General features: G+C 47.2%; 30 protein-coding genes and 1 riboswitch. Of the genes, 7 read left to right on the top strand and 23 right to left on the bottom strand.

The genetic code is table 11. The features are described 5' to 3' along the window. Nucleotides 1–20 precede the first annotated feature (20 nt). Both ABJ225_RS18920 and yutH read right to left on the bottom strand, forming a co-directional pair. Nucleotides 21–980, bottom strand: coding sequence for a 2-hydroxyacid dehydrogenase (locus ABJ225_RS18920; RefSeq protein WP_347321335.1), 960 nt, complete (start codon nucleotides 978–980; stop codon nucleotides 21–23). A gap of 72 nt (nucleotides 981–1,052) precedes the next feature. Continuing rightward, nucleotides 1,053–2,054 (bottom strand): spore coat putative kinase YutH, encoded by a 1,002-nt coding sequence (yutH, locus tag ABJ225_RS18915; protein ID WP_347321334.1) that lies wholly within the window; start codon nucleotides 2,052–2,054, stop codon nucleotides 1,053–1,055. 220 nt (nucleotides 2,055–2,274) lie between these two features. On the opposite strand from yutH, the gene ABJ225_RS18910 reads away from it, so the two are divergent. After that, a complete protein-coding gene (locus tag ABJ225_RS18910) occupies nucleotides 2,275–2,757 on the top strand; it encodes a phosphatidylglycerophosphatase A family protein (RefSeq protein ID WP_222115406.1) in 483 nt (160 codons plus the stop codon). Nucleotides 2,758–3,011: 254 nt separating this feature from the next. Next, nucleotides 3,012–3,206 (top strand): sporulation histidine kinase inhibitor Sda, encoded by a 195-nt coding sequence (gene sda / locus ABJ225_RS18905; protein ID WP_056541070.1) that lies wholly within the window; start codon nucleotides 3,012–3,014, stop codon nucleotides 3,204–3,206. On the opposite strand, the gene ABJ225_RS18900 is transcribed toward sda, so the two are convergent. The 3 genes from ABJ225_RS18900 to ABJ225_RS18890 form a co-directional block, all read right to left on the bottom strand. Then, nucleotides 3,192–3,443, bottom strand: coding sequence for a helix-turn-helix domain-containing protein (locus ABJ225_RS18900; protein ID WP_053429306.1), 252 nt, complete (start codon nucleotides 3,441–3,443; stop codon nucleotides 3,192–3,194). The genes sda and ABJ225_RS18900 overlap by 15 nt on opposite strands. Nucleotides 3,444–4,031: 588 nt before the next feature. Continuing rightward, the gene (locus ABJ225_RS18895) at nucleotides 4,032–4,796 is read right to left on the bottom strand and encodes a TIGR01457 family HAD-type hydrolase (protein WP_347321333.1); all 765 of its coding nucleotides are present in this window, start codon (nucleotides 4,794–4,796) and stop codon (nucleotides 4,032–4,034) included. Between the two features lie 50 nt (nucleotides 4,797–4,846). Beyond that, nucleotides 4,847–5,284, bottom strand: coding sequence for a DUF86 domain-containing protein (locus ABJ225_RS18890; protein ID WP_347321332.1), 438 nt, complete (start codon nucleotides 5,282–5,284; stop codon nucleotides 4,847–4,849). Between the two features lie 131 nt (nucleotides 5,285–5,415). Between ABJ225_RS18890 and ABJ225_RS18885 the strand changes: the two genes are divergently transcribed. Both ABJ225_RS18885 and ABJ225_RS18880 read left to right on the top strand, forming a co-directional pair. Then, the gene (locus ABJ225_RS18885) at nucleotides 5,416–5,685 is read left to right on the top strand and encodes a DUF3055 domain-containing protein (RefSeq protein WP_347321331.1); all 270 of its coding nucleotides are present in this window, start codon (nucleotides 5,416–5,418) and stop codon (nucleotides 5,683–5,685) included. Nucleotides 5,686–5,745: 60 nt separating this feature from the next. Next, nucleotides 5,746–6,036 (top strand): hypothetical protein, encoded by a 291-nt coding sequence (locus ABJ225_RS18880; RefSeq protein WP_053429302.1) that lies wholly within the window; start codon nucleotides 5,746–5,748, stop codon nucleotides 6,034–6,036. A gap of 35 nt (nucleotides 6,037–6,071) precedes the next feature. Here the strand turns inward: ABJ225_RS18880 and ABJ225_RS18875 are convergent, their stop codons facing one another. Continuing rightward, nucleotides 6,072–6,347 (bottom strand): YutD family protein, encoded by a 276-nt coding sequence (locus ABJ225_RS18875; RefSeq protein WP_048007039.1) that lies wholly within the window; start codon nucleotides 6,345–6,347, stop codon nucleotides 6,072–6,074. Between the two features lie 116 nt (nucleotides 6,348–6,463). Between ABJ225_RS18875 and ABJ225_RS18870 the strand changes: the two genes are divergently transcribed. Further along, on the top strand, nucleotides 6,464–7,165 hold the full coding sequence (locus ABJ225_RS18870) for a YhcN/YlaJ family sporulation lipoprotein (RefSeq protein ID WP_218246591.1): 702 nt from the start codon (nucleotides 6,464–6,466) through the stop codon (nucleotides 7,163–7,165). A gap of 153 nt (nucleotides 7,166–7,318) precedes the next feature. Here the strand turns inward: ABJ225_RS18870 and lipA are convergent, their stop codons facing one another. After that, nucleotides 7,319–8,236: a lipoyl synthase gene (gene lipA / locus ABJ225_RS18865; RefSeq protein WP_048007041.1), complete on the bottom strand. Its 918-nt coding sequence runs from the start codon at nucleotides 8,234–8,236 to the stop codon at nucleotides 7,319–7,321. Between the two features lie 230 nt (nucleotides 8,237–8,466). Between lipA and ABJ225_RS18860 the strand changes: the two genes are divergently transcribed. Further along, a complete protein-coding gene (locus ABJ225_RS18860; protein WP_269430409.1) occupies nucleotides 8,467–9,459 on the top strand; it encodes a M23 family metallopeptidase in 993 nt (330 codons plus the stop codon). A 44-nt stretch (nucleotides 9,460–9,503) separates the two neighbouring features. Here ABJ225_RS18860 and ABJ225_RS18855 read toward each other — a convergent pair whose 3' ends face one another. The 6 genes from ABJ225_RS18855 to ABJ225_RS18830 form a co-directional block, all read right to left on the bottom strand. Next, nucleotides 9,504–9,617, bottom strand: coding sequence for a methionine/alanine import family NSS transporter small subunit (locus ABJ225_RS18855; RefSeq protein WP_082140735.1), 114 nt, complete (start codon nucleotides 9,615–9,617; stop codon nucleotides 9,504–9,506). Further along, nucleotides 9,617–11,143, bottom strand: coding sequence for a sodium-dependent transporter (locus tag ABJ225_RS18850; protein WP_347321330.1), 1,527 nt, complete (start codon nucleotides 11,141–11,143; stop codon nucleotides 9,617–9,619). The genes ABJ225_RS18855 and ABJ225_RS18850 overlap by 1 nt, the downstream gene beginning before the upstream one ends. Before the next feature lie 213 nt (nucleotides 11,144–11,356). Further along, complete coding sequence (locus tag ABJ225_RS18845) at nucleotides 11,357–12,925, bottom strand: Na+/H+ antiporter NhaC family protein (protein WP_048013284.1); 1,569 nt, start codon at nucleotides 12,923–12,925, stop codon at nucleotides 11,357–11,359. A 113-nt stretch (nucleotides 12,926–13,038) separates the two neighbouring features. Beyond that, nucleotides 13,039–13,220, bottom strand: a riboswitch (Lysine riboswitch). 130 nt (nucleotides 13,221–13,350) lie between these two features. Continuing rightward, complete coding sequence (locus ABJ225_RS18840) at nucleotides 13,351–14,457, bottom strand: HD-GYP domain-containing protein (RefSeq protein WP_347321329.1); 1,107 nt, start codon at nucleotides 14,455–14,457, stop codon at nucleotides 13,351–13,353. Nucleotides 14,458–14,596: 139 nt separating this feature from the next. Continuing rightward, the gene (locus tag ABJ225_RS18835) at nucleotides 14,597–15,958 is read right to left on the bottom strand and encodes a bifunctional metallophosphatase/5'-nucleotidase (protein ID WP_347321328.1); all 1,362 of its coding nucleotides are present in this window, start codon (nucleotides 15,956–15,958) and stop codon (nucleotides 14,597–14,599) included. Nucleotides 15,959–16,001: 43 nt separating this feature from the next. Continuing rightward, on the bottom strand, nucleotides 16,002–16,844 hold the full coding sequence (locus ABJ225_RS18830) for a DUF72 domain-containing protein (protein WP_048013287.1): 843 nt from the start codon (nucleotides 16,842–16,844) through the stop codon (nucleotides 16,002–16,004). 260 nt (nucleotides 16,845–17,104) lie between these two features. Between ABJ225_RS18830 and ABJ225_RS18825 the strand changes: the two genes are divergently transcribed. Next, nucleotides 17,105–17,614 (top strand): DoxX family protein, encoded by a 510-nt coding sequence (locus ABJ225_RS18825; protein ID WP_048013288.1) that lies wholly within the window; start codon nucleotides 17,105–17,107, stop codon nucleotides 17,612–17,614. A gap of 101 nt (nucleotides 17,615–17,715) precedes the next feature. Here the strand turns inward: ABJ225_RS18825 and sufB are convergent, their stop codons facing one another. From sufB to ABJ225_RS18775, 10 genes are all read right to left on the bottom strand, one after another. Then, complete coding sequence (gene sufB, locus ABJ225_RS18820; RefSeq protein WP_218246587.1) at nucleotides 17,716–19,113, bottom strand: Fe-S cluster assembly protein SufB; 1,398 nt, start codon at nucleotides 19,111–19,113, stop codon at nucleotides 17,716–17,718. Between the two features lie 39 nt (nucleotides 19,114–19,152). After that, nucleotides 19,153–19,593, bottom strand: coding sequence for a Fe-S cluster assembly sulfur transfer protein SufU (sufU, locus tag ABJ225_RS18815; protein WP_347321327.1), 441 nt, complete (start codon nucleotides 19,591–19,593; stop codon nucleotides 19,153–19,155). Then, nucleotides 19,583–20,812 carry a cysteine desulfurase gene (locus tag ABJ225_RS18810; protein WP_347321326.1) on the bottom strand — a complete coding sequence of 410 codons (1,230 nt, stop codon included), beginning with the start codon at nucleotides 20,810–20,812 and terminating at the stop codon, nucleotides 19,583–19,585. Before ABJ225_RS18810 ends, sufU begins: the two co-directional genes overlap by 11 nt. After that, complete coding sequence (gene sufD, locus ABJ225_RS18805) at nucleotides 20,812–22,122, bottom strand: Fe-S cluster assembly protein SufD (protein ID WP_347321325.1); 1,311 nt, start codon at nucleotides 22,120–22,122, stop codon at nucleotides 20,812–20,814. Before sufD ends, ABJ225_RS18810 begins: the two co-directional genes overlap by 1 nt. A gap of 17 nt (nucleotides 22,123–22,139) precedes the next feature. After that, nucleotides 22,140–22,925 (bottom strand): Fe-S cluster assembly ATPase SufC, encoded by a 786-nt coding sequence (gene sufC / locus ABJ225_RS18800; RefSeq protein ID WP_048007054.1) that lies wholly within the window; start codon nucleotides 22,923–22,925, stop codon nucleotides 22,140–22,142. Between the two features lie 306 nt (nucleotides 22,926–23,231). Further along, nucleotides 23,232–23,408 (bottom strand): YuzK family famiily protein, encoded by a 177-nt coding sequence (locus ABJ225_RS18795; protein WP_162838966.1) that lies wholly within the window; start codon nucleotides 23,406–23,408, stop codon nucleotides 23,232–23,234. Nucleotides 23,409–23,649: 241 nt separating this feature from the next. After that, complete coding sequence (locus ABJ225_RS18790; protein ID WP_347321380.1) at nucleotides 23,650–24,015, bottom strand: carboxymuconolactone decarboxylase family protein; 366 nt, start codon at nucleotides 24,013–24,015, stop codon at nucleotides 23,650–23,652. Nucleotides 24,016–24,088: 73 nt separating this feature from the next. Next, a complete protein-coding gene (locus ABJ225_RS18785) occupies nucleotides 24,089–24,916 on the bottom strand; it encodes a MetQ/NlpA family ABC transporter substrate-binding protein (protein ID WP_347321324.1) in 828 nt (275 codons plus the stop codon). Nucleotides 24,917–24,931: 15 nt separating this feature from the next. Next, entirely contained in the window at nucleotides 24,932–25,600 is a 669-nt protein-coding gene (locus tag ABJ225_RS18780; RefSeq protein WP_347321323.1) for a methionine ABC transporter permease, read from the bottom strand. After that, the gene (locus ABJ225_RS18775) at nucleotides 25,597–26,604 is read right to left on the bottom strand and encodes a methionine ABC transporter ATP-binding protein (protein ID WP_347321322.1); all 1,008 of its coding nucleotides are present in this window, start codon (nucleotides 26,602–26,604) and stop codon (nucleotides 25,597–25,599) included. Before ABJ225_RS18775 ends, ABJ225_RS18780 begins: the two co-directional genes overlap by 4 nt. Between the last annotated feature and the right edge of the window lie 54 nt (nucleotides 26,605–26,658).

Genomic DNA, 26,658 nt, shown 5'->3' with positions numbered 1-26,658 from the left:
CTTCCGAAGCTGTTCTTTTTTTATAGGGCCGTCCTCGGTTCTCTTCCTTCAAGGACTGCCTGTATATTATCGGTGCAAAGCCTGACCATATCATACCTCGTATCGACGGATGAGCTCCCGATATGAGGGAGCACCACGACCCTATCCAGTGAAAGGAGAGGGTGATCCATGGAGATCGGCTCCTTGGTGAACACATCCAGTCCCGCTCCCGCGATCATCCCTTCACGAATCGCTTCCACCAGTGCATCTTCATCCACGATGGGTCCCCTGGCGGCATTGATGAAGATCGCGCTGTCTTTCATCATGTCAAACTGTTCTTTCTGGAACAACCCTTTCGTCTCCTCAGTAAGTGGAGCAAGGACCACAACGAAATCGGAATCCTTCAACAGCTCATCAAGAGATCTGAATGACGCACCCAAGGCTTCCTCTGCTTCCGGTCTACGGTTCCGGTTGTGATAAAGGACGTCCATGCTGAACCCCTTGGCTCTTCTCGCAACCGCTTCCCCGATGCTACCCATTCCGACGACCCCTAAGGTTTTGTGATGGATATCCGCTCCAGCAAGGAGGAGTGGTGACCAACTTTTCCATTCGCCTTCCCTTATGTATCGATCACCTTCAACGATCCTTCTTGCCGTAGCCATCATTAAACCAAAGGCAAGGTCCGCCGTCGTTTCCGTCAAGACGTCCGGGGTATTGCAGACCGCGACGCCCTTTTCCTTTGCGTACGCCACATCAATATTATCAAACCCCACTGCCAGATTGGCGACGACTTTCAGGTGTTCCCCCTGATCGAGCAATTCACCGTCAATCCGGTCTGAAAGCATTGTCAGGAGCGCGGACGCCTTCCCTGCTTTCTCCAATAGGACCTTTCTCGGTACTTGCACATCGTCCTGGTCCCACATCTCCACTTCATAACGATCCTGCAGTGGCTGTATCAATGTTTCAGGTAGCTTGCGCGTAATGTAAATGAACGGTTTCAAGAGCTGTTCCCCACTTTCATGTTGGTTGTCGACTATACTATCAGTGTAGCATAAAAGCAGGGGATCTTCTTATCATAGCCAGTCGATCACGGGGATTCCCCATTTCTTCACAGGTACCTCAGACATATGGTAAAAGTCTGCGAGAAAGGACTCATACTGACCCGAATTCCTCAAGTGGACGTTCAATTTATCCTCCACAAGCTTTTTTTGCTGCTCGGAAGTCGAAATATAATACTCTTCGATACACTCGAAATAATGAAGCGGGAAAAGGAGGCGGGAATACATCAGTCTCCAAGCAAAGGGAGATAACGGAGTGATTTTTTCATACTCCCGGATGAATTCCTGTAGCTCTGGGTGGAACGTCTGACTCTTCTCGAAGTACTTCTCCCTCACCCACTCGGCCAGATCACGCGTGCTGTGATCGAATACCCACTGAAACGGGAAGTGTATACAGTTCTCTGTCCCCCACGTATGCTGCCCGAACCGTTCGTGGCAGATCGTCCCGGCATCGGCGACATCAGGGTCTTCATCAAGCTCCGTATCCACGAGATACTGGATGGCATTCTCTGCGAGAGCGGTGTAATAAGGGCAGCTTTCAACAAACCGCTCTTCGAATTCATCAACAGGCTGATCCTGGATCACTTGATAATATGCCTTCTCAAGCTGGGAAAGCCTCCGTTCCCATAGCATCTTCCACTGTCCCATCCGGTTGATTTTTTCGACCTTCTCCTCATACAGCCTTCCCCTGAAGTGGAACTTGCCCAACTTCCTTCCGAGTGCATTTCCCTCAGGAGGCGAAAGCGGCTCATTCCGGAGGACGACGAAGTCCTTTTCTCCTTCCGTGACCAGGAACTTCCCTTCGTTGCTCTGTACAAAACGCGACGTATACCGGTCCCCTTGAGCGCTGAGATGCTCCGACAATTTATAGATCTCCACGAGGGTTTCCTGTTCCGTATTCGATACGCCGACAATACTATATAAAGATCCCCCAGCCATGTATCGGTTCATCGTCCCATCAAAGAATGTTCGTTCTGGGCGCAACCCAAAATGGTTCATCAATAGTTCTGAAGACATCACGTTCTCTCCTTAAAAACCAGAATAGTGGCCCATATCGTCATCATAAATATGAATACGCTCATCGTGCCGTGGGCATGAATGAAAAGAATGACTTATTAGTAAAGTCTATTTTGCATGCCATCATCATATGAGTAAAAAACAGGGCTTCGTCTAATCGAAACAGGGGCTATCATTATCTTCCAAGGAAAAGGTGAATAGGATGAAGGATAAAGAATCGATGGATTTATTAGAGAAAACGGCACGCAACTGGCTTCTCGAAAGAGGAGTGACTATCGAAGATATTGCAGAGCTGGTCATGTTCCTGCAGAAAAAATATCATCCTGATCTTGAAATGAAGGAATGCATCCACAATGTCGAGAGGGTGCTGACGAAACGGGAAGTCCAAAATGCGATCCTGACCGGGATTCAACTGGATAAGCTGGGTGAAAAGAAAATGCTTGAAGAACCCCTTCAAGCCATCATCGAAGTAGACGAAGGCTTATACGGGGTGGATGAAATCCTCGCTTTTTCCATTGTAAATGTCTATGGATCAATCGGGTTCACCAACTACGGGTATATCGATAAATTAAAACCGGGGATACTGGAACGATTGAACGATAAGTCCACCGGTATGTGCCACACCTTCCTCGATGACATCGTCGGTGCCATCGCTGCCGCTGCTTCAAGCAGGCTCGCTCACCGTGCCAAGCACCAAGACTGAGGGCAAAAGAAAAATCAGACGGAGCCCCGTCTGATTTTTTTAGTGTGTTAAGAAGCGATGCCTAGTGACCCTCTCTTCAAAAAACATTCCCCTCATTCAACCATCATATAACCATTAAATAGAACCTTTTTACTAACTTACTGTTGCACTATGTGCTATACTTAGATATAGTTACAATTATAGTTGTAATAATTATCAGTATAGTGGTACTAAAGCATTGAACGGCAAAATACATCTAACAAGGCGATCACTTTATGCATTTCGCAGAATTCGAATCAAATTTCACGCTACCCAAAACGGAAATAGAGGTGGATTCCATGAAAACATTAAGTGATCAAGCCCTTTTAGATGCATATAAAAAAGCAAAGTTATTAAACCTCAGCTCTGAATTCATTCTATTGATTGAAGAGGAATTGAAGAAAAGAAAACTGGGATCAATAACTCGATAGTTCCTTCTCGCTGATGACCTTTTGCTCATCCTTCGACGGCATGATATCCGACCAGTGAACTTCCAATGCATTGATGATTGCATGGAGTTTATTCAACGATGGATTCGCCTCCCCTTTTTCAATTAACGAGATGTAATTAACCGTTAATCCGCATACACGACTTAATTCCTGAATGGTGATTTCTCTCGATCTTCTATGATGTCTGATTTTCTTCCCGACAAGTTCTGTAACACTCATTACCTCACTACCCTTTTAAAATTCTTTAGAATTGATGTGTGTTGTTTCGCGTCCAAATAAGAAACAATGTCTTCCATTCTTAAAGTTGCCTTACTTTTCGTAAAGAATAGTTAGAAACTGAAAAGGTACCAATGCTAATAGTCCACAATTTTCATCTTGTCTGTTGTCTTTACCCGATTAAGTCTCATTTAACACATGAAAAGATTAGAAAAATTGTAGCTTTTTTAAACCTTTTCAAACTCTATCAGTATTGGCAAGAAGAAGACCTTCTGTTCGAATTGATGGTACTGGGAAAGTTAGCTAGAGGGAGTAGTTAAATCCTGATGGAGTAAACGCAAATTCCACGAACGCTCATACGTTAAGTTGAATGAGGGATGTCACAATCATAGGGTGTGTAGGCATTCAAAACAGATATCTGTCTTTTTTTTCTTCTTAAACACTAGTTCTATTTTACTTATACAAGGGGACGTTGTCCACGAAAAATGTGTTATTTCTTATGGGATTTCCCTCTTAAATACCAAAAATTTTCACACTTGATTAAGAGAGAAGCCTGTCTTCCCGAGGGAGATACAGGCTTCTCTTCACTGATCATATTTCCCATTGGCCAAGATGGTCCAATGAATACGTAGGTTGCTCTTTCTTTTCTTTCAACATCTCCTTCGGTGTCACTCCCGTGTGAACCATCAGGGTGTCGATACCGGCACGGATTCCGGCCATGATATCGGTGTCGTAGTTATCCCCCACCATGAGGGTCTCTTCTTTACTTGTGCCGAGTACAGAAAGCGCCTGTTCCATGATGATCGGCTCGGGCTTCCCGATGAATACTGGCTCGGTCCCCGTCGAGACGGTCACGACTGACGTCAGCGAACCGTTCCCTGGAAGAAGTCCTCTTTCAGTCGGGATGGCGATGTCTCCGTTGGTCGAGATGAACTCTGCCCCATTTCGAACCGCAAGGCAAGCAAGGGATAACTTTTCATAGTTGATCTCCCGGTCAATCCCAACGATGACGAAATCCACTCCTTGGTCCTTTAGGGTGATGCCTTTGTTCTCGAGTGCATCACGTATTCCTTCCTCACCGATCACGTAGGCACTGCTCCCTGCTTTCCTTTCATGGACGTATTGAGCAGTTGCCATCGACGTCGTGAATACTTGCGCGGATTCAGCCGGGATATCGAATCCGCGCAATTTTTCTGCCACCTGCTCCGGTCTTCTTGAAGAGTTATTCGTCACAAATAGATAAGGGATCCCCTTATGTTGAAGACTGCGGATGAAATCACCCGCTTCTTCAATCTTTTCTGTCCCTTTATACATGGTCCCATCCAAATCGATGAGATATCCTTTGTAGTCCTTCATTTTCTCCACCTCATCAAGAAAACGCTTTCTGAACAGAAAGCGTTTCGTTATTAATTTTTAAATGCCGATACCGGGCCAAGCTCGTTTTCAAGATAGCTTCTGATTTCATCGGGGAAGCGCTCCAGATTGGTCTTGATATCTTCCAGCAAGACCTGGATTTCCTCAATATCGACAGACGGATAGTCCTGAACAAGATCCTTCCGTTTGGCAATGAACCTCTTGAAGTCCCCACTCATCGCTTCGTCGATCACTTTTTCGTCGAGGAGGATATCAATGATATCATCATAACTCCCTGGATCCCTCATGATGAAACCATCGATCATGCTATTGCCTACATCCAGGATCGATTCAATCAAGGTGTGGGCGATGCGCTCAAGGGCAAGCTTCCCGTAGGGCTTGTCCCATTCCCGGCCTTCCGTGTATAGGACCAGTTGATCCTGCATAAATACGAGTCTTTCTTCGATTTTTTCCCTGTCCACAAAATACATTATGTCCACCTCATCTCGCAGTACTGTCCCCATTTTATCACAGATTCCGGTAGCCGACTAAGATCGGATGTTGCACATCAACCTGATTTTGTTATGATGAATGGAGCGATATACAAATGGAGGGAATTCAAGTGGAAGAACGTTTTTATCTTTATGATGACCTGGAACAGACCCGCACCCGGTTCGTGAGCTTCATGGGAGAAGAGCAGCGCTACGACCTGGCCATCACCCAGACTGAACGATACTACGGGAAATCCTTGGTCTTTGATCTACAGGGAAACCGCTTCGCCATCATCGGACGCGACGACCTGGACGAACCCGGCTATTTGGAAAGCACATTCAAGCTTACGGAAGAAGAAGCCTGTGAATTAAGGGATTTCCTCTCTGAAGTCATCATGTAATCATGAATGAAGCTATACCGCATTTCACATACTATTCCCAAACGAAAGTGAGGGAATACCATGCCGGATAAAGAGAATCAGTCATATACAGACTTCTCCAATGTAGAAACGGGTCGAAACTTCCTCGTCCCCGAGACCCTTCCAGAAGGTCCCTATGGATCGCCCATCGGGAAGAAGACCCCGGTTGAGAACAAGAGCACCCCATGGAAAGAGGGACAGCGCTATTATAGCGCCTTCAACTACGAAAACAAATCGCTCCACCAAGATATCCCCCGGCAAATGCCGGGTGCCCATCCTCCTCATGCGGATCCGGACCGGAATGAAGAACCGCCCTATACAGAAAATGAGTAAAAACAAAAGGAACAACATAGACGTTGTTCCTTTGTTCATTTCTTTACTTTTTTCACAAGAAAGTATGCACAACCGAAGTTACAGTACTCATACAGGTAATCCTTATGGGTGCTTACCTTTGTGTCGAAAGATGACTTCTGGTTCTGATCATCGAAGAATCCCTTCAATCGAAGCTGACCATAACCCCAGTCCCCCAAGATGTAATCATATTTACTCAAGATATCACTGTACCGTTCCTTGAAAGCTTCCTCATTGAACCCATCCCGGTACTCATCTATGATTTCATAGCACGCATTCTGTATGCAGATCATATGCTCCCACCTACTTTCCATTTATCTCTCTACTTTAAATTATAACGGATTGTCCATTAATTACTATGATAAATTGCATTTCAGGTTGGTCACCCTAGAAATAGGGGGTGTTTTGATTGAAGAAAACATTCGTAAGCTTTGCCATACTCGGCCTGACTGTGACCAGTGCCGGCTGTAATGGTATCAACAAATCGAATGAAGAAATGTTCCATGACAACGGTAATACGATCAATGTCAATGACAGAGAAGATCTCTATAACAAAGACAGCTGGACCAAAAAGGGCTCACAACGCGGAGAAGACTTTGGATACGTGCGACACCAAAAGACTCCCGGCGGCAACGTCATGCCCATGAAGGATATGTACAGCATCAACCGGGAACAAGTGGCAGACACCATCAGTAAAATGAGCGTCGCCATCCCTCACGTGAAAGACTGTGCGACCCTCGTCACCGACGAAGAGGTCCTCGTTTCATATGTAACGGATAAAACCGATAAAGACGGACGGTTCAATGTCGCCGACCAGGTCAAGAAAACCGCCATGTCGGTCATACCGAGATGGTACCATGTGTATGTAACCGATGATAAAGCCCTCATGAGGGACGTGGAAAACCTGGCCAAGATGGATACCGATAGCCAGCATGTAAGCGACAGCATCGACAACACCATCAGCCTCATGCTACAGGATTCCCCCCAGGGCAGGGAAATAAACAACGGTGAAAACGCCAACGGCGAAATGTCCTCCGATTACGAAATGCAAGACGACGACGTCCACCAGATCAATCCGGATAAAATTAGAAAAGACTATATCATGGACTAACGAAAAGCGGAGGCGGGTCGCACTGAGGCGACAAGCATAAGGCGAAGCACAAAAAAGGCATTCTGTGCTTTTGAGTGCTTTGACTTATGACCTTGAGCCTCCCTCCCCCGAACATCAAGAAAGCATCCCGGGTTCCGGGATGCTTTTTGGGTATTATGCGTTTTGGATTTCTTGTTCACCAGCTGCCTGTCTTGCTTTGGCTGCGGCATTGACTTGTTCGTCCGCGTGGTACGAAGAACGCACGAGTGGACCTGCTTCACAGTGGCTGAAGCCTTTTTCCATGGCGGCTTCACGAAGCTCAGCGAACTCATCAGGGTGATAGTATTTTTGAACTTTCAAGTGTTTTTTGGAAGGCTGCAGATATTGACCAAGCGTAACAATATCCACATGGTTCGCACGAAGATCATCCATTGTTTCAAGGATTTCTTCCTTCGTTTCACCTAGACCTACCATGATGCTTGATTTTGTCGGGATGTCAGGGTTGAGTTCTTTTGCACGACGAAGGAACTCAAGGGTACGGTCGTATGTTGCACGGGCACGAACTCTTGGAGTCAGACGGCGTACCGTTTCCACGTTATAGTTCATGATATCCGGTTTCGCATCCATCAATGTTTTGATGTTTTCGAAAACTCCGCCCATATCGGAAGGAAGTACTTCAATAGACGTGAACGGACTCTTCCGGCGGATCGCACGTACCGTTTCAGCAAATACCTGGGAACCTCCGTCTTTCAGATCATCACGAGCAACAGCGGTAACAACCACGTGCTTCAGGTTCATGAGCTGAACGGAATCCGCAACGCGTTCCGGTTCTGCCAGATCAAGTTCATTTGGAAGGCCTGTTTTGACCGCACAGAAGCGGCAGGCACGCGTACATACGTCACCAAGGATCATGAATGTAGCCGTACGGCGTGTTCCCCAGCATTCATGGATATTCGGGCAGCGGGCTTCCTCACATACTGTGTGAAGATTCTTTTCCCTCATCATTTTCTTAAGACCCATATAATTATCATTCGTATTCAGCTTAATCTTAAGCCAATCCGGTTTTCTGATATGTTCTTCTTTCTTGCTCATCCTCCACATCTCCCATCCTAAATAGTTGACTTAGGCAAAGAGTGAAACGCAAATACAGCTCGTTCATCTTATGTAAAAAAGCCATCATCAATAAGTCTCTTTTGTCACTTTATCATACTAAAAATGCGAAAACAAGCATACGGACCACGATTACCATTTATTGATGTTAATGAAAATGCATTCTGGAAACAAACTAAAAACAGATAGAAATCCTAGGAGGGTTGCCCTTGTTGAAAAAGGTGATTTTCGTTGTTCTCATGTTCTTCTTCATTGTCATCCATCCGGTTCAACTGACCGTCGCAAAGGAAATGTCAGAAGAACAGATCCATAACAAAAGGATGGAGCTTTTCAAAAAAAATGAAGCCCTCACCCAGATTCCCTGGTATTATATGGCGGCCATCGATCAATACGAGAGAAGTTTACGCTTCTCACGGCAGGACCGGGAAAAACCCACCTCGCCGATCTCCATTCACATCAGCCCTGAAACATGGACCGGCGCCCTCAATCCCAACCGGGAAGATGCCAATCCATTGACCATCTCCCTATTCGACGGGTTCGGTCGCGATGGAGACCTTGACGGGAAAGCCAGCCTGCTGAGCGATGAAGATCGCCTTGCATCCCTTTCCCACTTCATTCTTCGCTATGGGATCGATCACGATAATGTGAAGCTTGCTCTATGGGAGTATTATAAGCGCGATAAGACTGTCAGCATCATCATGGGGAAAGCACTGGTGTACAAGAAGTTCGACACGATCCATCTGAACGCGAAAGCATTCCCGCTCCCCCAGAGGTATAACTACAGCTACCGGAATACATGGGGTGATGCCAGGGGTTGGGGCGGTAAGCGAATGCATGAAGGCACAGACCTGTTTGCCGATTATGGGGTCCCGGTCCGATCGACTTCATACGGCATCGTTGAAATGAAAGGATGGAATCGATACGGGGGGTGGCGTATCGGAATTCGTGATATCAATAATACGTATCATTACTTCGCACACCTCAACGGATTCGCCAAGGATCTGCACATCGGGCAAGTGGTTCAACCAGGCACCCTCATTGGTGGAGTCGGCAGTTCAGGGTACGGTCCTCCAGGAACGGCAGGAAAATTCCCTCCTCATCTTCACTACGGGATGTATAAGGATAATGGCATCACCGAATGGTCGTTTGATCCATATCCCCATCTTAAAATGTGGGAGAGGCAAGACAGAAATAAGAAGGAATAAAAAAAGCAGACAATCGCATCTAACATGCATTGTCTGCTTTTGCATTACGCTTGTTTCTGCTTCTTTGATTTCACAACGGCATTCACTATGCTCGCAATGAGACCGCCCCAGATAATCACCATTCCGATGGTCATACTGATAATCGCACTCGTACCCATTAGCTGACCTCCTTATAGCTGTCCACATTCGCTTTGGAATGCCAACGTTTCACGGCGATGATGAAACCGAAGATTAGGGCAAACCCTGCTACTGCCCAGCCTCCAAAGTTAATGAAGTAATCAGGGTAGCCTTCGTAGTTGCCATTCGGGGTATCAAATTGCTTCATAAGATTCATCTTGAACAGACCGAACATCATGAAGCCAAGTACGATCGGGGTAATGACTCCAAGGCAGATTTTCCACCAAAGCCCCAAACGGATATCAGACACATTGTCGGCGTGAGCCTGTAACGGATTCAACTGTCTGAGGAACCAGACTACGACAATGACTTCGACCAACCCTACGAAAGCGACTCCGAATTGGTTGATAAAGTAATCCGCCACATCGAGGAAGAGAAGCCCCCCTTGTGTTGCAAATAGAATAGAAAGGACAGCTGATAAACCGCCACCGAAAAGAACTGCCTTATTACGGGAAATCCCAAACTTTTCGGAAACTGCTGCAATATATGTTTCCGAAATAGAGATGAGAGAGGTCAGTCCCGCAAGTACCAAGGAAACGAAGAATAGGATTCCGAAAAAGGCATTGAATGCTGGGAACGAATTGATAATTTCAGGGAATACGACAAAGGCAAGGCCTACTCCGCCTGCAACGACCTCATCGATTGAAAGTCCCTGTGACTGAGCCATGAAGCCAAGTGCTGCAAAAACCCCGATACCGGCGAGCAATTCGAATCCGGAGTTACCGAAACCGGTAATGAATGCACTGTTGGTGATGTCTGCTTTCTTAGGAAGGTAACTTGAGTAGGTTACCATGATTGCAAACGCAATAGAAAGACTAAAGAAAATCTGTCCATAGGCTGCTACCCACACACCAGGATCAGCAATCAGGCTGAAGTCCGGTTTGAAGAAGGCATCAAGACCCGTAAGCGCTCCGGGAAGCGTGACAGCACGGATGACAATAAGCAGGAAGATCACGACAAGCAATGGAATAAAGATCTTGTTGGCAACCTCGATCCCTTTTTTCACTCCCCTGAAAAGGATTCCCAGGGTAACTGCCCATACAATAAGGAGTGGAATGAATACTCCCGGTACGATACTCCCGGTTTGACCAGGATCCACGGTAAGTTTCAAGTAGTCATTGAAAAGGAAGCTTTCCGTATTGCTCCCCCAGCTTTGGTTGACTGAAAAAACGCTATAAGATAAGGCCCATGCAATGATGACGGAATAATAGGTAGAGATGATGAAAGCGATGGCCACCTGCCACCAGCCCAACCACTCGACTTTTTTGTTCATCCGGAAGTAAGACAGTGGTGCTGATCCACGGTACTTATGGCCGATGCTGAATTCCATTATTAGAAGCGGAATTCCTGCCGTTAATAAGGCGAAAAGATACGGAATGAAAAACGCCCCTCCACCATTTTCATATGCAACCGCCGGGAATCTCCAAATATTACCCAATCCGATTGCCGACCCGACAGCAGCCATAATAAAGCCTGCCCTAGAGCCGAATTGACTACGATTCTCCATACTGGTCCCCCTAATCCCCCTCCAAATCCACTGAAGAATTTGAAATGTTTTTATTTTCTGATATTTAATTCTTCACTAGTATAGCCAGTTCTAGGACAATTGTCAAAGAGATTTTTGATCACCTGGTCCTATATCTACCAAGAGAGGGACTTATTGATCATTACATAAAAACATGGACCTGTGACAGGTCCATGTTAAGTATAAAAACTATTATTATGAAGCGGTGTCCGCCTCCCCTTCATTCTTCCTGCCTAAGGCAAGTGCTGCAGCTACAGTCAGGACAATTACCGTCAATAACGCAATCCACGTATTCTCGGTGAATCCAAGGACTAGATACCCGACTCCGGCCACAGATGCCGCAATGAGGGCATATGGCAACTGTGTAAGCACGTGATCGATATGGTTGCTTCCGGCACCGGTAGAGGACAGGATCGTTGTATCTGAAATCGGTGAACAGTGATCACCAAAAACAGATCCCGCGAGAACCGCCGCCATTGAAGGAAGCAATATGGTTATATCGGTGTTGGCGGCAATTTCACCTGCAATCGGGAGCAATAGTCCAAAGGATCCCCATGATGTTCCGGTTGAAAATGCCATAAAGCCTGCAACGACAAATAAAATGAAAGGCAGGGCCTGGACGGGAATGTTCGACTGCTGAACAAGTCCTGCCAGGTACTTTCCGGTTTCCAATTCCCCGATCAAGGTCACGATGGTCCAAGCAAAGAAGAGGATGTACACAGCTGGAAGCATGGCTTTCACACCTTCTGCGATGCCTTTCCCAACTGCACTGCCTTCAATTCCATTCAGTCTCATCTGTCTGTATACAAATAAGAGGGATACAATAAACCCTATAATACCTCCAAGGATAAGCGAAAGAGTGACATCGGTATTTTCAAACACTTTCAGAAGGTCGAAAGTTCCCACAGCTGAATAGCCTGTCCAAAGCATGGCTCCAACTGTCCCAAGAACAAGTGCAACAATCGGCCAAACAAGATCCCCTACTGTTCCCTGTTTGGAAACAGGTAATTCATTTTTCAATTCTCCTGGAATTTCCTTTTGAGGATCATAGAGCTCACCAGTCGTGATTGCTTTCATTTCGTGCTCACGCATTTTTCCAAAGTCGATTCCTTTTACCGCAATCAACAGAACAAATAAGATTGTTGCCCATACGTATAGGTTCATTGGAATCACCTGAAGGAATGCAGAAAATGCTGTGTATTGGGTCACACCGTGTGTAGCAAGAATCGACCCCATAATCCCGATGATGTAAGCTCCCCAGCTGGATACAGGTGAAACCACACAGATTGGTGCCGAAGTAGAGTCGATGATATAGGCAAGTTTTGCCCTCGATATGTTATTACGGTCTGTGACCGGTCTTGCTACCTGTCCCACCGCAAGGGCATTGAAGTAATCATCGATAAAGATGATGATTCCGAGCACGGCAGCCAAGAGCTGGCCACCCCTGCGGGTCTTCACGCGCTTGATTGCCCATTCACCGAATGCACGGCTGCCTCCTGTAATATTAATAAAAGCCGTGATGATTCCTAGCAAGAGGAGAAAGAGAATGATATAGATATTTCCTTTATTCAACTCTCCATCTGCGTATAAATTTCCGATAAAACCGTCCCAGACCAGGGAAAGTGTCTCCATGGGAGAAAACTTTGCAATGAGTAGGGCAGACGACACGATCCCCACTCCTAAGGACAATAGTACCCTCCGCGTCAGTACGACCATCAAGATGGCCAAGAGTGGCGGAATTAATGAATAAATGGTGTTTTCCATAACTTCCTCCTATGAATTGATAGGGGGGAATGCTGAAACATGACAGAAGGCAAACAAAAAAGGCAATGATAGAGATACTATCATTACCTTGGCAGTAACGTAAGTGCTCCATCACGATCTGTAGCTCCCCATTATAGAGTACCTCTATAATGACAGTGTCATCCTTTTTCAAGATGACCCCAGCACCCATGCATTCGACATACATGGCTACTTCGGCAAAAGTTCCCTTTCATCTGTTCTCTCAGTTGTCATCCTCAAACAGCTTACTAATGAACCCTGCGCCTCTACCCCATCGGATTGATGATGTGGTTGCTTATAAAATTTTCTATACAACTATATCAGACTGCCGGGTCTATGACAATGGATATTCCCCAATGGAAATATTTTAAACCTTTCACGCAAAAAAGACCCCCACTAGTGAGAGGTCATGTACGGGAAGGAATCCCGACTTCAAAATCCGGATCAAAGCCTGTGATGATCACATCAAATTCCTTGCTTAAATCGATTTCATAAGGGGATTCCAGCCGTTCTCCCCCTTCTTCGACGATCCGGACAACAGGGCGGTCGGTCACCCCTTGATTCTGCTCGGCCACGATGGCTTTCCGATCATCATTCAGCTCGATGATCATTCCATTCGGATAGATGGCCACGGAGCGCCTGAAGGCTTCGATGACCTCCCTGTCGAACAAGGTCCCCGCTCCTGCATAAAGGATCTCGAGGGCCTGATGGGGAAGCATGGCATCCCGGTATACCCGATTGGAGGTCATGGCATCAAAGACGTCAGCGACCGCGATGATCTTGGCGAATGGATGGATATCTTCTTCCTTGATCCCCCGGGGATACCCGGATCCGTCTAATCTCTCATGATGCTGATACGCACAGTGCGCTACCAGGATGGATACTGAATGGAGGCCGCGGAGAATTTCGAATCCCCTCTCGGAGTGAAGTTTGATTTCAGCAAATTCCGCTTCCGTCAGTCTGCCCGGCTTCATGAGGATTTCCTCAGATATGCACATCTTGCCGATATCATGAAGAATCGCTCCCACCCCGAGCTGTTCCAGCTGCTTTTGGGGAAGATTCAGCTTGAGGCCGATCGAAAGGGTATAAAGTGTCACATTGAACGAATGATGGAAGATATAAGAATCATAGGAGAAGACATCTGTCAGGATCGTCAGAAGGTCATTGTTCTCCTTGACTTCCTGCAGGACGACTCCGATGATGCCAGTCATTTGCCTGGCACTCTCCTCAAACAGCACGCTTTTCGGGATGCCCGATTGCTTGACCTGACTGAATGCCTTCTCGATGCTTTTGATCGTCTCCTGTCTCACTTTCTTTGAAACGGTCTCTTTGACCTCAATTCCATGGGAAAGAGAATCTTCGATATAAACATATTGAATATTCAACTCTAACAGCCGCTGAATCATGCGATCCGTGAGCGGCACGCGATCATGAATCAGCATCTTTCCTCTCATGTTATAGACCGGTGAACCTAGAACCATGCCGGACCTGATGGACCTTGTAGAAATGAGCATCATACTAATCTCCTATATATCCCCTTCATTTTTCGACAAAATTTACTAATATGTCCATTATAAAGGAAACCTGTAATTCTGCAAGGTATAATTACCTATTGCAGGGGATTATTCATAGAAGAATGGCAAACAGGTTCCATCAGTTCTTCATTTTGCCTAGTTTCCACCCAAGCACATCCCGTAAGAACTCAGGCATGAAATAATTCTTGGGTTTTGTTTTTAGAGAAGGAAAGAAGTGACCGAATGTAAACATATCAGGCAGAGCCACCTTGTAGCTCTCATGTGGGTCAAGACGTGCTCCCCCCACCAACGGATCACCTTCAGTAAAGCTGATATTGGTGTAGACGAATTGCCCAAGCACCTTGCCCCTGAATCCCAGCCCTTTCACTTCAAGGGCTGGCCATGATTCATTAAGGGTAAGCGTGATGACCTCCTTGAGTTCTTCTCCAGTGAGCGTGATCAGACACGGATTGATAGGGTGAGGCAATATATGATGGAGGTCTCTCTTAGTAACTGGCCCTTTTTGCAGACCTTCCATGAGGAGTCCCGCATTCACGAACGAACAATCGGCATCCGTCCACTCCATGAGTGCCTCACTGAGAAGGAGCGGTAGCGGCGACGGAGCATACCAGTCGACGGAGAGCCCTGTGTTAAGATCAGCAATTTCTTCCTCCAGTAATACTTGCCCCTCCAGTATCCACCTTCGCTCCTCATCCGGCTCAACCCCGGTCTCAGGAAGATCTTCATACGCATAGAGCCCGGCTTTCCTCGTGAGGATCTTCTTGCTTGAAGAATCCACTTCGATCACCATATGACCCACAAAATTCCCGTACTTGCCCGCTGCACCGAGAAGGGTGCCGTTGACCTCCTTCCCTTCCTGAAGGATGTGATGGGTGTGGGCTCCGAGGATGACGTCCACTTCGGGGAACTCATCCCCGATCCATTCATCATCACGGATGCCCAGATGGGATAAAAGGATGAGCACGTCCACTTTCGGCCTCAGTTCGCCCAACAGTTTCCTCAGCTCAGCGATCGGCTCGGTGACGGTCCAGCCCAGCGCCTGATAAAAAGGATAGAAAGGCGCCGTTAAACCAAGGACCCCGATCTTCACGTCCCCTTTCGTCCGGTAGATCTGATAAGGGGTGACCCAATCCGGCATCGCCATGGATTCGTCAAAGAGGTTCCCAAGGATGACCGGGAATGCCGCTTCATCATACAGGTGATTCAATTCTTCATGATCAAGGGTGATGCCCTCGTTGTTCCCGATCGTGACTCCGTCGTACCCTGCTTCGTTCAGGAACTTGATGTTACCCTTTCCGAGGGTGGCCTCTGTGAGAGGATGGGAGCGATCGACATGATCTCCTACATCAAATACGAAGACCTCTTCTCCTTCGCTCTCATGCAGCAGTCTCCGGTCCTTCATGAGGTCCCTTATCCTCGACCAGTGCTCAAAATGACTATGCAAATCATTGGTGTGATAAATATGGATCGTTTCCTTCAATTAAGTTCACTCCTGTAAGGCTTTGCCTTTTTCTACATGTGCATCAGAACAGATCCAGCTGCTTCGGTGCAAGTCCGCTGTACTGTATTCCAAGCAGTTCGATCATCTGTTTGGCATTATCCGCTGCGTCACCGCCTGAATTATTATTAAAGAGCATATACAGATCCTTAGATTCTTGCTCAAGCTTCCTGATATGGGGAATCCACTCCTCAAGCTCGGCCTGATTATACCGGTAGAGATAACGGACCTCACGCCAGTTTTCCTTACCCGTGTGATTCCAGCCATACACATTCCGTCCGTGGAACCGGATGAGGGTGGCATCTCCGTTCGTCGCTTCGACTACTCTTGGGACAGATCCCTCTCCAGCCTGAGGCTCATCACAGATCGAATGGATCCAGTCTTCATCCTTCATGAAACCGAGCGTCCCCTGACGGAATTCGGGTGAATACCAGCTTTGGTGACGAAACTCAAGAGACACCGGGATCCCCTGCATCTGTTCCCTGCAATATCTGATATAGTTCACATTATCTTTTGTACAGTCGAACCATGGCGGGAATTGGAATAGGACCATGGCAAGCTTACCGCTCTCCAGGAATGGAACGAGGGATTCCTTGAATGCCTCAAACATGGCATCCTTTGATTCAAACGGGATCTCACCGCGCTGATGCCCCGTCATCCCCTGATAGGCCTTCACGATGAATCGGAACGCATCAGGTGTTTCATCCACCCATTTCCTTACATTCTTCACCGGCTGTACGGCATAAAAAGATGCATCCACTTCCACCACCGGGAAGTGGGCGCCGTACTCCTTCAGCTTATCCCTTGCCGGGACGTTTTCATAAAGGGTGTCATGGTCCCCCCACCCAGTCACGCCAACATAGATCATCGTTCAGCACCTGCCTTTTATGTGAATTCATTCTATCACAGAACCCATCTGATTTCCGGTTAGAGGTGTCGGAGTCGCATGTCAAAAGAACCTTCAACATTCTTTTTAACTCTATAATCCAAAAGTTAACAAGTTTGTCATGAAGACATGTCTAGTTTGTGAAATGCTGAACAAACTTATCGTCTTTTTTCTCTTACGTGCTTATACTGAAATTGTAGAGGAGCTAGCCCTCTTAAAACGGAATCAGGGAGTGAATGACGATGGTAAACGCATTTTTACGTAATAATAAAGCAGTGGCAGGTTTCTTGACGATTATCAGGCTGTACTTGGGGTACTTCTGGCTGACTTCCGGCATCGGAAAGATTACTGGGGGATTTGAAGTCACCGGGTTCCTCCAGGGAGCAATCAGCAAGGCGACAGGTGATCATCCGGCTGTACAGACGTGGTGGGCAACGTTCCTTGAACAGGTCGCACTCCCTAACCATGAGTTGTTTGCCACACTCGTCATGTGGGGAGAGGTGCTCGTCGGGATCGGCTTGATCCTCGGACTGTTCACAAATCTTGCAGCACTCGGCGGCATCATGATGAACTTCAGTTTTCTCCTCAGTGGAACCACCAGCACAAATCCGCAGATGGTCATCCTCACGATCTTCCTTATTGTCGCAGGAACGAATGCCGGCCGGTATGGACTGGATCGGTGGGTAATGCCTTATGTGAGGAAACAGTGGCAAAATCGAAAAGGGCAAAAGAAGTTAGCTCCGGCGGTATGAGAGCCTGTGAACGGACTACCAACAGATAAGTTTCTTCCTTATCAAGATAAATAAAAAAGACGGAGCCGAAATGGGCTCCGTCTTATCATCTGCGTTGATTATTATCCGATTGAACCTTCCATTTCAAACTTGATCAGACGGTTCATTTCAACAGCATATTCCATTGGAAGTTCTTTCGTGAACGGCTCGATGAAGCCCATTACGATCATTTCCGTTGCTTCTTCTTCTGAGATTCCGCGACTCATCAAGTAGAAGAGCTGCTCTTCAGAAACCTTCGATACTTTCGCCTCGTGCTCAAGGGAAATGTTATCGTTCAGGATTTCGTTGTAAGGGATCGTATCAGAAGTGGATTGGTTATCCATGATCAGCGTGTCACACTCGATGTTCGAGCGTGCGCCTTCTGCTTTGCGTCCGAAATGCACGATTCCGCGATACGTTACTTTCCCACCGTGTTTCGAGATGGATTTGGAAACGATCGTAGAGGACGTGTTCGGTGCAAGGTGGATCATTTTGGCACCGGCATCCTGATGCTGCCCTTTACCTGCAAGTGCGATGGAAAGCGTCATACCACGAGCGCCTTCCCCTTTAAGGATGACCGCAGGGTATTTCATCGTCAGTTTTGAACCGATGTTTCCATCGACCCATTCCATCGTTGCATTCTCTTCACATACTGCACGTTTCGTTACCAGGTTGTAAACGTTGTTCGCCCAGTTTTGGATCGTTGTATAGCGGCAGTACGCATTTTTCTTGATGATGATCTCAACGACAGCCGAGTGAAGGGAGTTTGTTGTGTAGACAGGTGCTGTACATCCCTCTACATAGTGAACGCTCGCGTCTTCATCAACGATGATGAGCGTACGCTCGAACTGACCCATATTCTCAGAGTTGATACGGAAGTAGGCTTGAAGTGGCGTATCCACCTTGATGCCCTTCGGTACATAGATGAAGGACCCACCTGACCATACAGCCGAGTTCAATGCTGCGAACTTGTTGTCTGTAGGAGGGATGACTTTCGCCCAATGCTCACGGAACAGCTCTTCATTTTCTTTAAGAGCAGAATCTGTGTCCTTGAAGACGATACCCATTTCCTCGAGGTCTTCCTGCATGTTGTGGTAAACCACTTCGGACTCATACTGAGCCGATACACCGGCAAGGTATTTTTGCTCTGCTTCAGGGATTCCAAGCTTATCGAACGTCTGCTTGATTTCTTCCGGAACTTCATCCCAGCTGCGCTCGGACTTCTCAGATGGCTTCACGTAGTATGTGATATCGTCGAAGTTCAGTTCCTGGAGATTTCCTCCCCACTGAGGCATCGCCATATTATAGAAATGATCCAATGATTTCAAGCGGAAATCAAGCATCCATTTCGGTTCATTTTTCATACGGGAGATCTCTTCAACGATTTCCCGCGTCAAACCGCGTTTTGAACGGAAAATCGATACGTCTTTATCACTAAAACCGTATTTGTAATCTCCGATCTCAGGCATCTTCTTCGCCATGTTGATTCCTCCATTCATTAATGGAGCAAGAAGAAAAGCTTAGTTCTGCTCTTCTTCACGCACTCCTTTTTCCATCGCCTTCCATGCGAGCGTCGCACACTTGATGCGCGCTGGGAACTTGGCGACTCCTTGTAATGCTTCTATATCTCCAAGATCGACATCATCGTCATAGTCATTTCCTTGCATCATATCCGAGAAGATCTTCGAAAGCTTGAGTGCTTCGTCGATTTCCTTGCCTTTGACCGCCTGGGTCATCATGGACGCTGAAGCCATGGAGATGGAACATCCTTCTCCGTCGAACTTCACATCCTGGACGATCCCGTCTTCCACCTTCAGTGTAAGGTGGATGCGGTCACCGCAGGTCGGGTTGTTCATGTCGATGGTAAAGCTGCCATCTTCCAGAGAACCCTTATTGCGTGGATTTTTGTAATGATCCATGATGACCTGCCGGTAAAGCTGATCTAAGTTATTAAAAGACATCGCTGAAAAACTCCTTCGTCTTCACTAGCCCCGCAACCAGTCTGTCGATCTCTTCTTCTGTGTTGTACAGGTAGAAGCTGGCGCGGGCCGTTGCTGATACATTGAGCCATTTCATCAGCGGCTGTGCACAGTGATGCCCGGCACGGACGGCAATGCCTTCCGAGTCAAGGACGGTAGCGACATCGTGGGGATGGACATCGTCGATGTTGAACGTCACAAGCCCGGCACGCTGAGCAGGATCCTGTGGACCGAAAATCTTCATCCCTTCCACAGCGCTCATTTTTTCAAGGGCATAAGCGGCAAGCTTATGCTCATGGGCTTCAATGTTGGAAAGACCGATATCTTCGAGGAAGTCGATGGCGGCGCCAAGACCGATCGCTCCTGCGATGATCGGGGTACCTCCTTCGAACTTCCAAGGAAGCTCTTTCCAAGTAGAGTCGTACAAACCAACGAAATCAATCATCTCGCCGCCGAACTCTACCGGTTCCATCGCTTCCAGGTGCTTCTTCTTCCCGTATAGAACACCAATCCCTGTAGGTCCGACCATCTTATGCCCTGAGAAGGCAAAGAAATCACAGTCGAGATCCTGCACGTCGATTTTCATATGCGGGGCAGCCTGGGCACCGTCCACCATCATGACCGCTCCGTTTTCATGAGCAATCTTGGTGATCTCCTTGATCGGATTCATCGTACCGAGTACATTTGATACCATCATGATGGCAACGATTTTCGTCTTGGACGTAATTGTTGCACGGACATCCTCCAGGGTGATGGTTCCATCTTCCTGCAGGGGAACGTACTTCAGGACAGCGCCTTTTTCCTTGGCAAGCTGCTGCCATGGAATGATGTTGCTATGGTGCTCCATGTGGGTGATGACGATTTCATCGCCTTCTTCCACATTGGCGCGCCCGTAGCTCGCTGCGACGGTGTTGATGGATGTCGTCGTCCCACGGGTGAAGATTACTTCTTCTGTGGTCGCCGCATTGATGAAGGAGCGTAACTTTTCACGTGCTCCTTCATATCCATCCGTCGCCCTTGTACCGAGGGTATGGACCCCACGATGGACGTTCGAATTATAGCCTTTATAGTAGTCGCTAACAGCCTCAATGACCGAAATCGGCTTTTGAGAGGTGGCTGCACTATCCAGATATACCAATGGATGGCCGTTCACTTCCTGGTCGAGAATCGGAAAATGTTTACGAATCTCTTGGATATCCATTAGTTGACTTTCCTTTCGATTACCTCGACAAGCTGTTTCTTCACGCCCTCGATCGGCAACTGGTTGACAACCGGCGCCAGGAATCCGTGGATCACGAGACGTTCAGCTTCTTTCTGAGGGATCCCGCGGCTCATGAGGTAGTAAAGTTGAAGTGGATCAACGCGGCCTACAGAGGCAGCATGTCCGGCCGTTACATCGTCTTCATCGATCAGTAGGATCGGATTCGCATCTCCGCGCGCTTTTTCACTCAACATGAGGACGCGTGATTCCTGCTCGGCATTCGATTTCGAAGCACCGTGCTCGATCTTTCCGATTCCATTGAAGATGGAAGAAGCTTCATCTTTCATCACACCATGTTTAAGGATATAGCCTTCGGAGTTTTTACCGAAATGAACAACCTTGGTGGTGAAATTCTGCTTTTGTTTGCCACGACCGACAACAACTGATTTCGTATCGCCGTAAGAACCGTCACCGATCAGGTTCGTCACGTTTTCAGAAACCGTATCTCCGTCGTTCATCAGGCCGAGTGCCCATTCGATGCGCGCATCACGTGATGCCACACCGCGACGGTTGACGTATGTCGTCACTCCGCTGTTAAGGGTATCAACGGCACCGTAAGCGACTTTTGCATTATCCTTTGCCACCACTTCTGATACGATGTTGAACACGCCGTTCTCCACTTCCACTGTAGAGATATAGTTTTCCACATACGTGACAGAACTATTGTCTTCTGCCACAACGAGTACGTGGTTGAACATGGCTACTTCCGCATTATCATGGATGAATACGGCTTGAACCGGTTCAGTCAGCTCCACATTTTTAGGAACGTAAAGGAACGTACCACCGTTCAAAAGGGCCGCATGAAGAGCAGTCAGCTTGTTCTCATCCACTTTCACACCATCGGTCATGAAGTATTTTTGAACAAGGTCACCGTGCTCCTTCACAGCAGTGAAGATATCGGTGAAGATGACGCCGTTGTCCTTTAGTTCGTCCGTGATCTTCAAGTGGGCAGGAGTATTATTACGCTGGATATACAGGCTGCCTGATTCACTTTCAGATTCTACTAAGGCTTTTATTTCTTCGGGCAGCTCGCTCATGGATGAAAACGCAGCACTTTCGACTGTATGCTTCTGGAATTGTGTGAAGTTCCAGTTGGTGATTTTCGTTTTATCCGCAACAGGGAGGTTCAGGTCTGAGACTTTGGCGAATGCGTCTGTGCGCAGGGCCGTCATCCATTCTGGTTCTCCGAGTTGTTTTGAGTAGGAGCTGACATAGTCTTGATCTACTGGTAGTTTCGTTTCTACAGTCATATTCATCCCCCTAACTCTTACGCTTCTTGGCCGACAGTTTCGTCTTTGATTCCCAGTTCTTCTTTGATCCAGTCATATCCTTCTGCTTCAAGGCGCTGAGCAAGTTCTTTACCGCCGGATTTCACAACACGACCTTGCATCATCACGTGAACGTGATCAGGTGTGATGTAGTTCAACAGACGTTGATAGTGAGTGATGATCAAGCAGCCGAAGTCTTCTCCGCGCATTTTGTTGATTCCTTTTGACACGACTTTGAGGGCATCGATATCAAGTCCTGAATCGATCTCATCAAGGATGGCAATCTTAGGCTGAAGCATCATCAACTGAAGGATTTCGTTACGCTTCTTCTCCCCACCGGAGAATCCTTCGTTCAGGTAACGCTGTGCCATATCCGGATCCATTTCAAGGTATTCCATTTCAGAATCCATTTTGCGGATGAACTTCATAAGGGAGATTTCTTCCCCTTCTTCGCGTCGGCTGTTGATAGCAGAACGAAGGAAGTCGGCATTCGTCACACCGCTGATTTCACTTGGGTATTGCATAGCGAGGAAAAGACCTACGCGTGCGCGTTCGTCCACTTCCATTTCAAGGACATCTTCACCGTCGAACGTGATGCTTCCTTTTGTCACTTCGTATTTCGGGTGACCCATGATTGCAGATGAAAGAGTGGATTTACCAGTACCATTCGGTCCCATGACCGCGTGAATTTCTCCACCTTTGATTTCAAGGTTGACACCCTTGAGGATTTCTTTACCCTCGATCTCCACATGAAGATCTTTGATTGTTAAAGTAGAACCTGCCATGTATATTACCTCCGTGACTTTATAAATGAAATAAAGGGATTCTTTATCCATTCTCAATTTATTATCATTACAATCTTATAACAAATAAAAGCTATAATCAACTTTTTCAGACAAAAGGGGACGGCGTGGAAACGGGAAAAAATACCCTTCTATTGTTGGCCCAAACGCCCTTCTGCATACATGATCCGTCCCATGAGCAAATCACGTTCCTACATCCCCTACCTTATCACGGATGAATGCCCATTTAAACCTCTATACATAAGAAAAACCAGTGATTCATCCATCACCGGCTCCTCCGTCATTCTTCTATATATTAGCATGCACTTTTCGATCGAGTGCAGCAATCATCCTGCGGCTTTCCCTATAATCCTTCTCTCTCTGCTTCTCTACTTGCATCCGAACTTCATGCTTTCGTTTGTACACCTCGTACCCTACTCCGTGGGCTCCATGCATGGCCTTTTCCATTTCGCTTGTGTACGACATACTGTCAAGAGAGTCGATAGTGAATCATTCCTTTCAGGTTTTTGTGTTACTCATTAAGGATACTACCCTGCCATTCTTTTGCCAAAACGTGTGTGGGGTGATTTTTTCAGAAAATCATCCTTCACTCCTGTTCTGCGCTAAATTGTCAGACTTTCTTACACGTTTCCGCCTGTATCCTCCTGAAAGGAGTTCATCCTCTTTTGAAATGCAAAAAAAGAGAGTCCGAAGACCCTCCTTTCATTTAATGCTTCAGTTCATTCAGATCGTGCATGGATTGCTGAACAAGCGTGACCGCCTGGCTCATGGCTGCTCCGCCTCCAAATGCAGCAGTTACTCCCACGGCTTCAAGGATTTCCTCTTCCGTACATCCTTGATCGAGACAACCCTTTGTGTGGTAGATGATGCAGTACTCATCTTGAGAATACAAACTGATGCCAAGGGCGATCAGCTGCTTCTCTTTCTTTGATAATACCCCTTCACGGAAACAATGCTCCGTGAAAGCATTGTATTGCTGCGCCAGGTCCGGCATTTTTTCAGTGAAGATCCCAAGCCCCGTCTTATAATCGAGCAGGGCCGCTTCCGTCGTATTTCTAGGCTCTACCTGCATCACTTTCAGCTCCATTCTAATTCGAGTGATCGAAAATAGTATGAGCTTATTGCAAAAAGATTATGTTTGGTATTTATTCTTTGACCGGAACCACGGAACCTTTCCACTCTTTATTGATGAAGTCCTGAATTTCATCAGACTGAAGCACCTTCACGAGTTCCTTGATTTCTTTTTTGTCTTCATCGCCTTTTTTGACCGCGATGATGTTCACATACGGTGATTCCTTGTCTTCAATGGCAATGGAATCCTTGACCGGATCCAGTCCGCTATCGATGGCATAGTTGGAGTTTATGACGACTGCATCGCCTTCTTCATTATTGTAAAGCTGAGTAAGAAGGGCCGGCTCGTATTCGTAGTCGAATTTCAATTTTTTAGGGTTTTCGGCGATATCATCCAATGTCGCCTGGGTTTTATCGATCCCATCCTTCAATTTGATCAGACCGTTTGCTTCAAGCAAAGTCAGGATCCTTCCGTGCTCTGCCACGGAGTTACTGAATAGAATGGTTCCGCCTTCCGGGATATCTTTAAGGGATTTATGCTTCTTCGAGTAGACAGCCATCGGTTCAATGTGAATTCCGCCGGCACTGACGAAATCATATCCGTGTTCTTTCTTTTGCCCCTCAAGGTAAGGAATGTGTTGGAAGTAGTTCGCATCCAGGTCCCCGCTGTCCAGATCTTTATTCGGGAGTACGTAATCCTGATACGTCTCGATCTTCAGGTCGATCCCTTCTTTTTCAAGGATCGGTTTTGCTTCCTCAAGGATCTCAGCGTGAGGGACATTGGATGCTCCGACCACGAGTTCCTTTGAATCGCCTGAGCTACCGTTGCTCCCGCCGGTTCCGCATGCTGCCAATCCTATAATACTCGCTGCTGCAATCGTTCCCACTAGCCATTTTTTCATCTGAATTCTCTCCTTTTATCGTTTATCTATTTTATTGGTGAAATAATCACCGACAAGCTGAATGATGAATACAAGAACCAGGATCAAGATTGTCGCCGCCAAGGTGACATCGGTCCTGCTGCGCTGGAATCCATCCAGGAATGCCAGATTCCCGAGACCGCCAGCTCCGATGACGCCTGCCATTGCGGTATAACCGACCAATGCGATGGCCGTCACGGTGATTCCCGAGATGAGAGCCGGCATGGATTCTGGGAGAAGGACCTTCATGATGATGGTACTCGTCTTGGACCCCATGGCTTTCGCTGCTTCGATGACCCCTTTATTGACTTCGCGGAGGGCGATTTCCACCATCCGGGCATAAAACGGGGCAGCACCGATGATCAGGGCCGGCAAGGCCGCGTTGGCCCCCCGGATCGTCCCGATCAATACCTTCGTAAATGGAATCAGTAACACAATCAGAATGATGAAAGGGATGGACCTGAATATATTGACTGCCGCATTGGTAATCGAATAAGCCGCCTTGTTCTCCCAAATGTTCCCCTTCGATGTAAGGAACAAGAGGATTCCAAGGGCAAGACCGAGGAAAAAGGTCAAAATGACCGACATCCCCGTCATGTATAAGGTTTCAAGTGTTGCCTCCCACATTTTCTCCCAATCGACATTCGGAAAGACTTTTTCAATCATCTCTCCATCACCTCCACTTTCACTTGATTTTCAGCAAAAGCGACGGCCTGATCCACAATCAATGGATCTCCGGTGAGCTGGATGAACAACGTTCCGAAGGCCCCTTTTTGCGTTTGGGATATCTGCCCTTGAAGGATGTTCACTTCAATATCGAACCGGCGGATCAGCGCTGTGATGAGAGGCTGATCTGTGCTTTCTCCTACAAACGTCAGTTTCAGCACCTTCCCATCCGGACAATGTTCCAAGACATCATCCGATTCCTGTTGCTGAGAAACTTCTTTTACAAAACGCTTCGTCACTTCTTCCCTAGGGTTCCGGAACACGTCAAGTACGTCCCCTTCTTCCACGACTTTACCTGAATCCATGACCGCTACCCTGTGACAGATCTTGCGGATGACATGCATCTCATGGGTGATCAACACGATCGTTAATCCAAGGCGATCATTGATATCCACCAGGAGGTCGAGGATGCTGTCTGTGGTCTGTGGATCAAGGGCGGAAGTCGCTTCATCGCATAGCAGCACTTTCGGATCATTCGCCAGCGCCCTGGCAATGCCGACCCGCTGCTTCTGCCCTCCACTCAATTGCGATGGATAAGAATCACCTCGGCCTTCAAGCCCGACCAGGTTGAGAAGCTCATTTGCTTTTTTGATCCTCTCTTTTTTCGATACACCTGCAATTTCGAGGGGAAACTGGATATTTTCCAGGACCGTCCTCGACCAAAGAAGGTTAAAATGCTGGAAGATCATACCCATTGACTGCCTTGCCTCCCTGAGGGACCTCCCTTTTGCCTGTGAAATGAGCTGACCGTTCACATCGACGGAACCATCAGTAGGGACCTCAAGCCCGTTCAGCATCCGGATCAACGTGCTCTTTCCGGCTCCACTGTATCCGATCACACCGAAGATTTCTCCATCCTTGATGGTCATATCCACCCCATCGACAGCTGAAACCGTTCCGTTTTTCGTTTGAAAGATTTTTTTTACATCAGAAATCGTAATCATGTTGTATCCACCTCGCCATCAGTAAAACCACCGGTTTACTAGGAATTATATCCA

This window comes from Rossellomorea sp. RS05 (assembly GCF_039822645.1).
Taxonomy (GTDB): domain Bacteria; phylum Bacillota; class Bacilli; order Bacillales; family Bacillaceae_B; genus Rossellomorea; species Rossellomorea marisflavi_B.
The sequence above is the reverse complement of the archived record's forward strand: the minus strand, read 5'-3'. Positions and strand labels throughout refer to the sequence as shown.

Coding starts and splice junctions, on each gene's coding strand:
- yutH (WP_347321334.1), bottom strand. CDS start 2,054: ATGTCTTCAGAACTATTGATGAACCATTTTGGGTTGCGCCCAGAACGA.
- ABJ225_RS18910 (WP_222115406.1), top strand. CDS start 2,275: ATGGATTTATTAGAGAAAACGGCACGCAACTGGCTTCTCGAAAGAGGA.
- sda (WP_056541070.1), top strand. CDS start 3,012: ATGCATTTCGCAGAATTCGAATCAAATTTCACGCTACCCAAAACGGAA.
- ABJ225_RS18900 (WP_053429306.1), bottom strand. CDS start 3,443: ATGAGTGTTACAGAACTTGTCGGGAAGAAAATCAGACATCATAGAAGA.
- ABJ225_RS18895 (WP_347321333.1), bottom strand. CDS start 4,796: ATGAAGGACTACAAAGGATATCTCATCGATTTGGATGGGACCATGTAT.
- ABJ225_RS18890 (WP_347321332.1), bottom strand. CDS start 5,284: ATGTATTTTGTGGACAGGGAAAAAATCGAAGAAAGACTCGTATTTATG.
- ABJ225_RS18880 (WP_053429302.1), top strand. CDS start 5,746: ATGCCGGATAAAGAGAATCAGTCATATACAGACTTCTCCAATGTAGAA.
- ABJ225_RS18875 (WP_048007039.1), bottom strand. CDS start 6,347: ATGATCTGCATACAGAATGCGTGCTATGAAATCATAGATGAGTACCGG.
- lipA (WP_048007041.1), bottom strand. CDS start 8,236: ATGAGCAAGAAAGAAGAACATATCAGAAAACCGGATTGGCTTAAGATT.
- ABJ225_RS18855 (WP_082140735.1), bottom strand. CDS start 9,617: ATGGGTACGAGTGCGATTATCAGTATGACCATCGGAATGGTGATTATC.
- ABJ225_RS18850 (WP_347321330.1), bottom strand. CDS start 11,143: ATGGAGAATCGTAGTCAATTCGGCTCTAGGGCAGGCTTTATTATGGCT.
- ABJ225_RS18845 (WP_048013284.1), bottom strand. CDS start 12,925: ATGGAAAACACCATTTATTCATTAATTCCGCCACTCTTGGCCATCTTG.
- ABJ225_RS18840 (WP_347321329.1), bottom strand. CDS start 14,457: ATGCTCATTTCTACAAGGTCCATCAGGTCCGGCATGGTTCTAGGTTCA.
- ABJ225_RS18830 (WP_048013287.1), bottom strand. CDS start 16,844: ATGATCTATGTTGGCGTGACTGGGTGGGGGGACCATGACACCCTTTAT.
- ABJ225_RS18825 (WP_048013288.1), top strand. CDS start 17,105: ATGGTAAACGCATTTTTACGTAATAATAAAGCAGTGGCAGGTTTCTTG.
- sufB (WP_218246587.1), bottom strand. CDS start 19,113: ATGGCGAAGAAGATGCCTGAGATCGGAGATTACAAATACGGTTTTAGT.
- sufU (WP_347321327.1), bottom strand. CDS start 19,593: ATGTCTTTTAATAACTTAGATCAGCTTTACCGGCAGGTCATCATGGAT.
- ABJ225_RS18810 (WP_347321326.1), bottom strand. CDS start 20,812: ATGGATATCCAAGAGATTCGTAAACATTTTCCGATTCTCGACCAGGAA.
- sufD (WP_347321325.1), bottom strand. CDS start 22,122: ATGACTGTAGAAACGAAACTACCAGTAGATCAAGACTATGTCAGCTCC.
- sufC (WP_048007054.1), bottom strand. CDS start 22,925: ATGGCAGGTTCTACTTTAACAATCAAAGATCTTCATGTGGAGATCGAG.
- ABJ225_RS18795 (WP_162838966.1), bottom strand. CDS start 23,408: ATGTCGTACACAAGCGAAATGGAAAAGGCCATGCATGGAGCCCACGGA.
- ABJ225_RS18790 (WP_347321380.1), bottom strand. CDS start 24,015: ATGCAGGTAGAGCCTAGAAATACGACGGAAGCGGCCCTGCTCGATTAT.
- ABJ225_RS18785 (WP_347321324.1), bottom strand. CDS start 24,916: ATGAAAAAATGGCTAGTGGGAACGATTGCAGCAGCGAGTATTATAGGA.
- ABJ225_RS18780 (WP_347321323.1), bottom strand. CDS start 25,600: ATGATTGAAAAAGTCTTTCCGAATGTCGATTGGGAGAAAATGTGGGAG.
- ABJ225_RS18775 (WP_347321322.1), bottom strand. CDS start 26,604: ATGATTACGATTTCTGATGTAAAAAAAATCTTTCAAACGAAAAACGGA.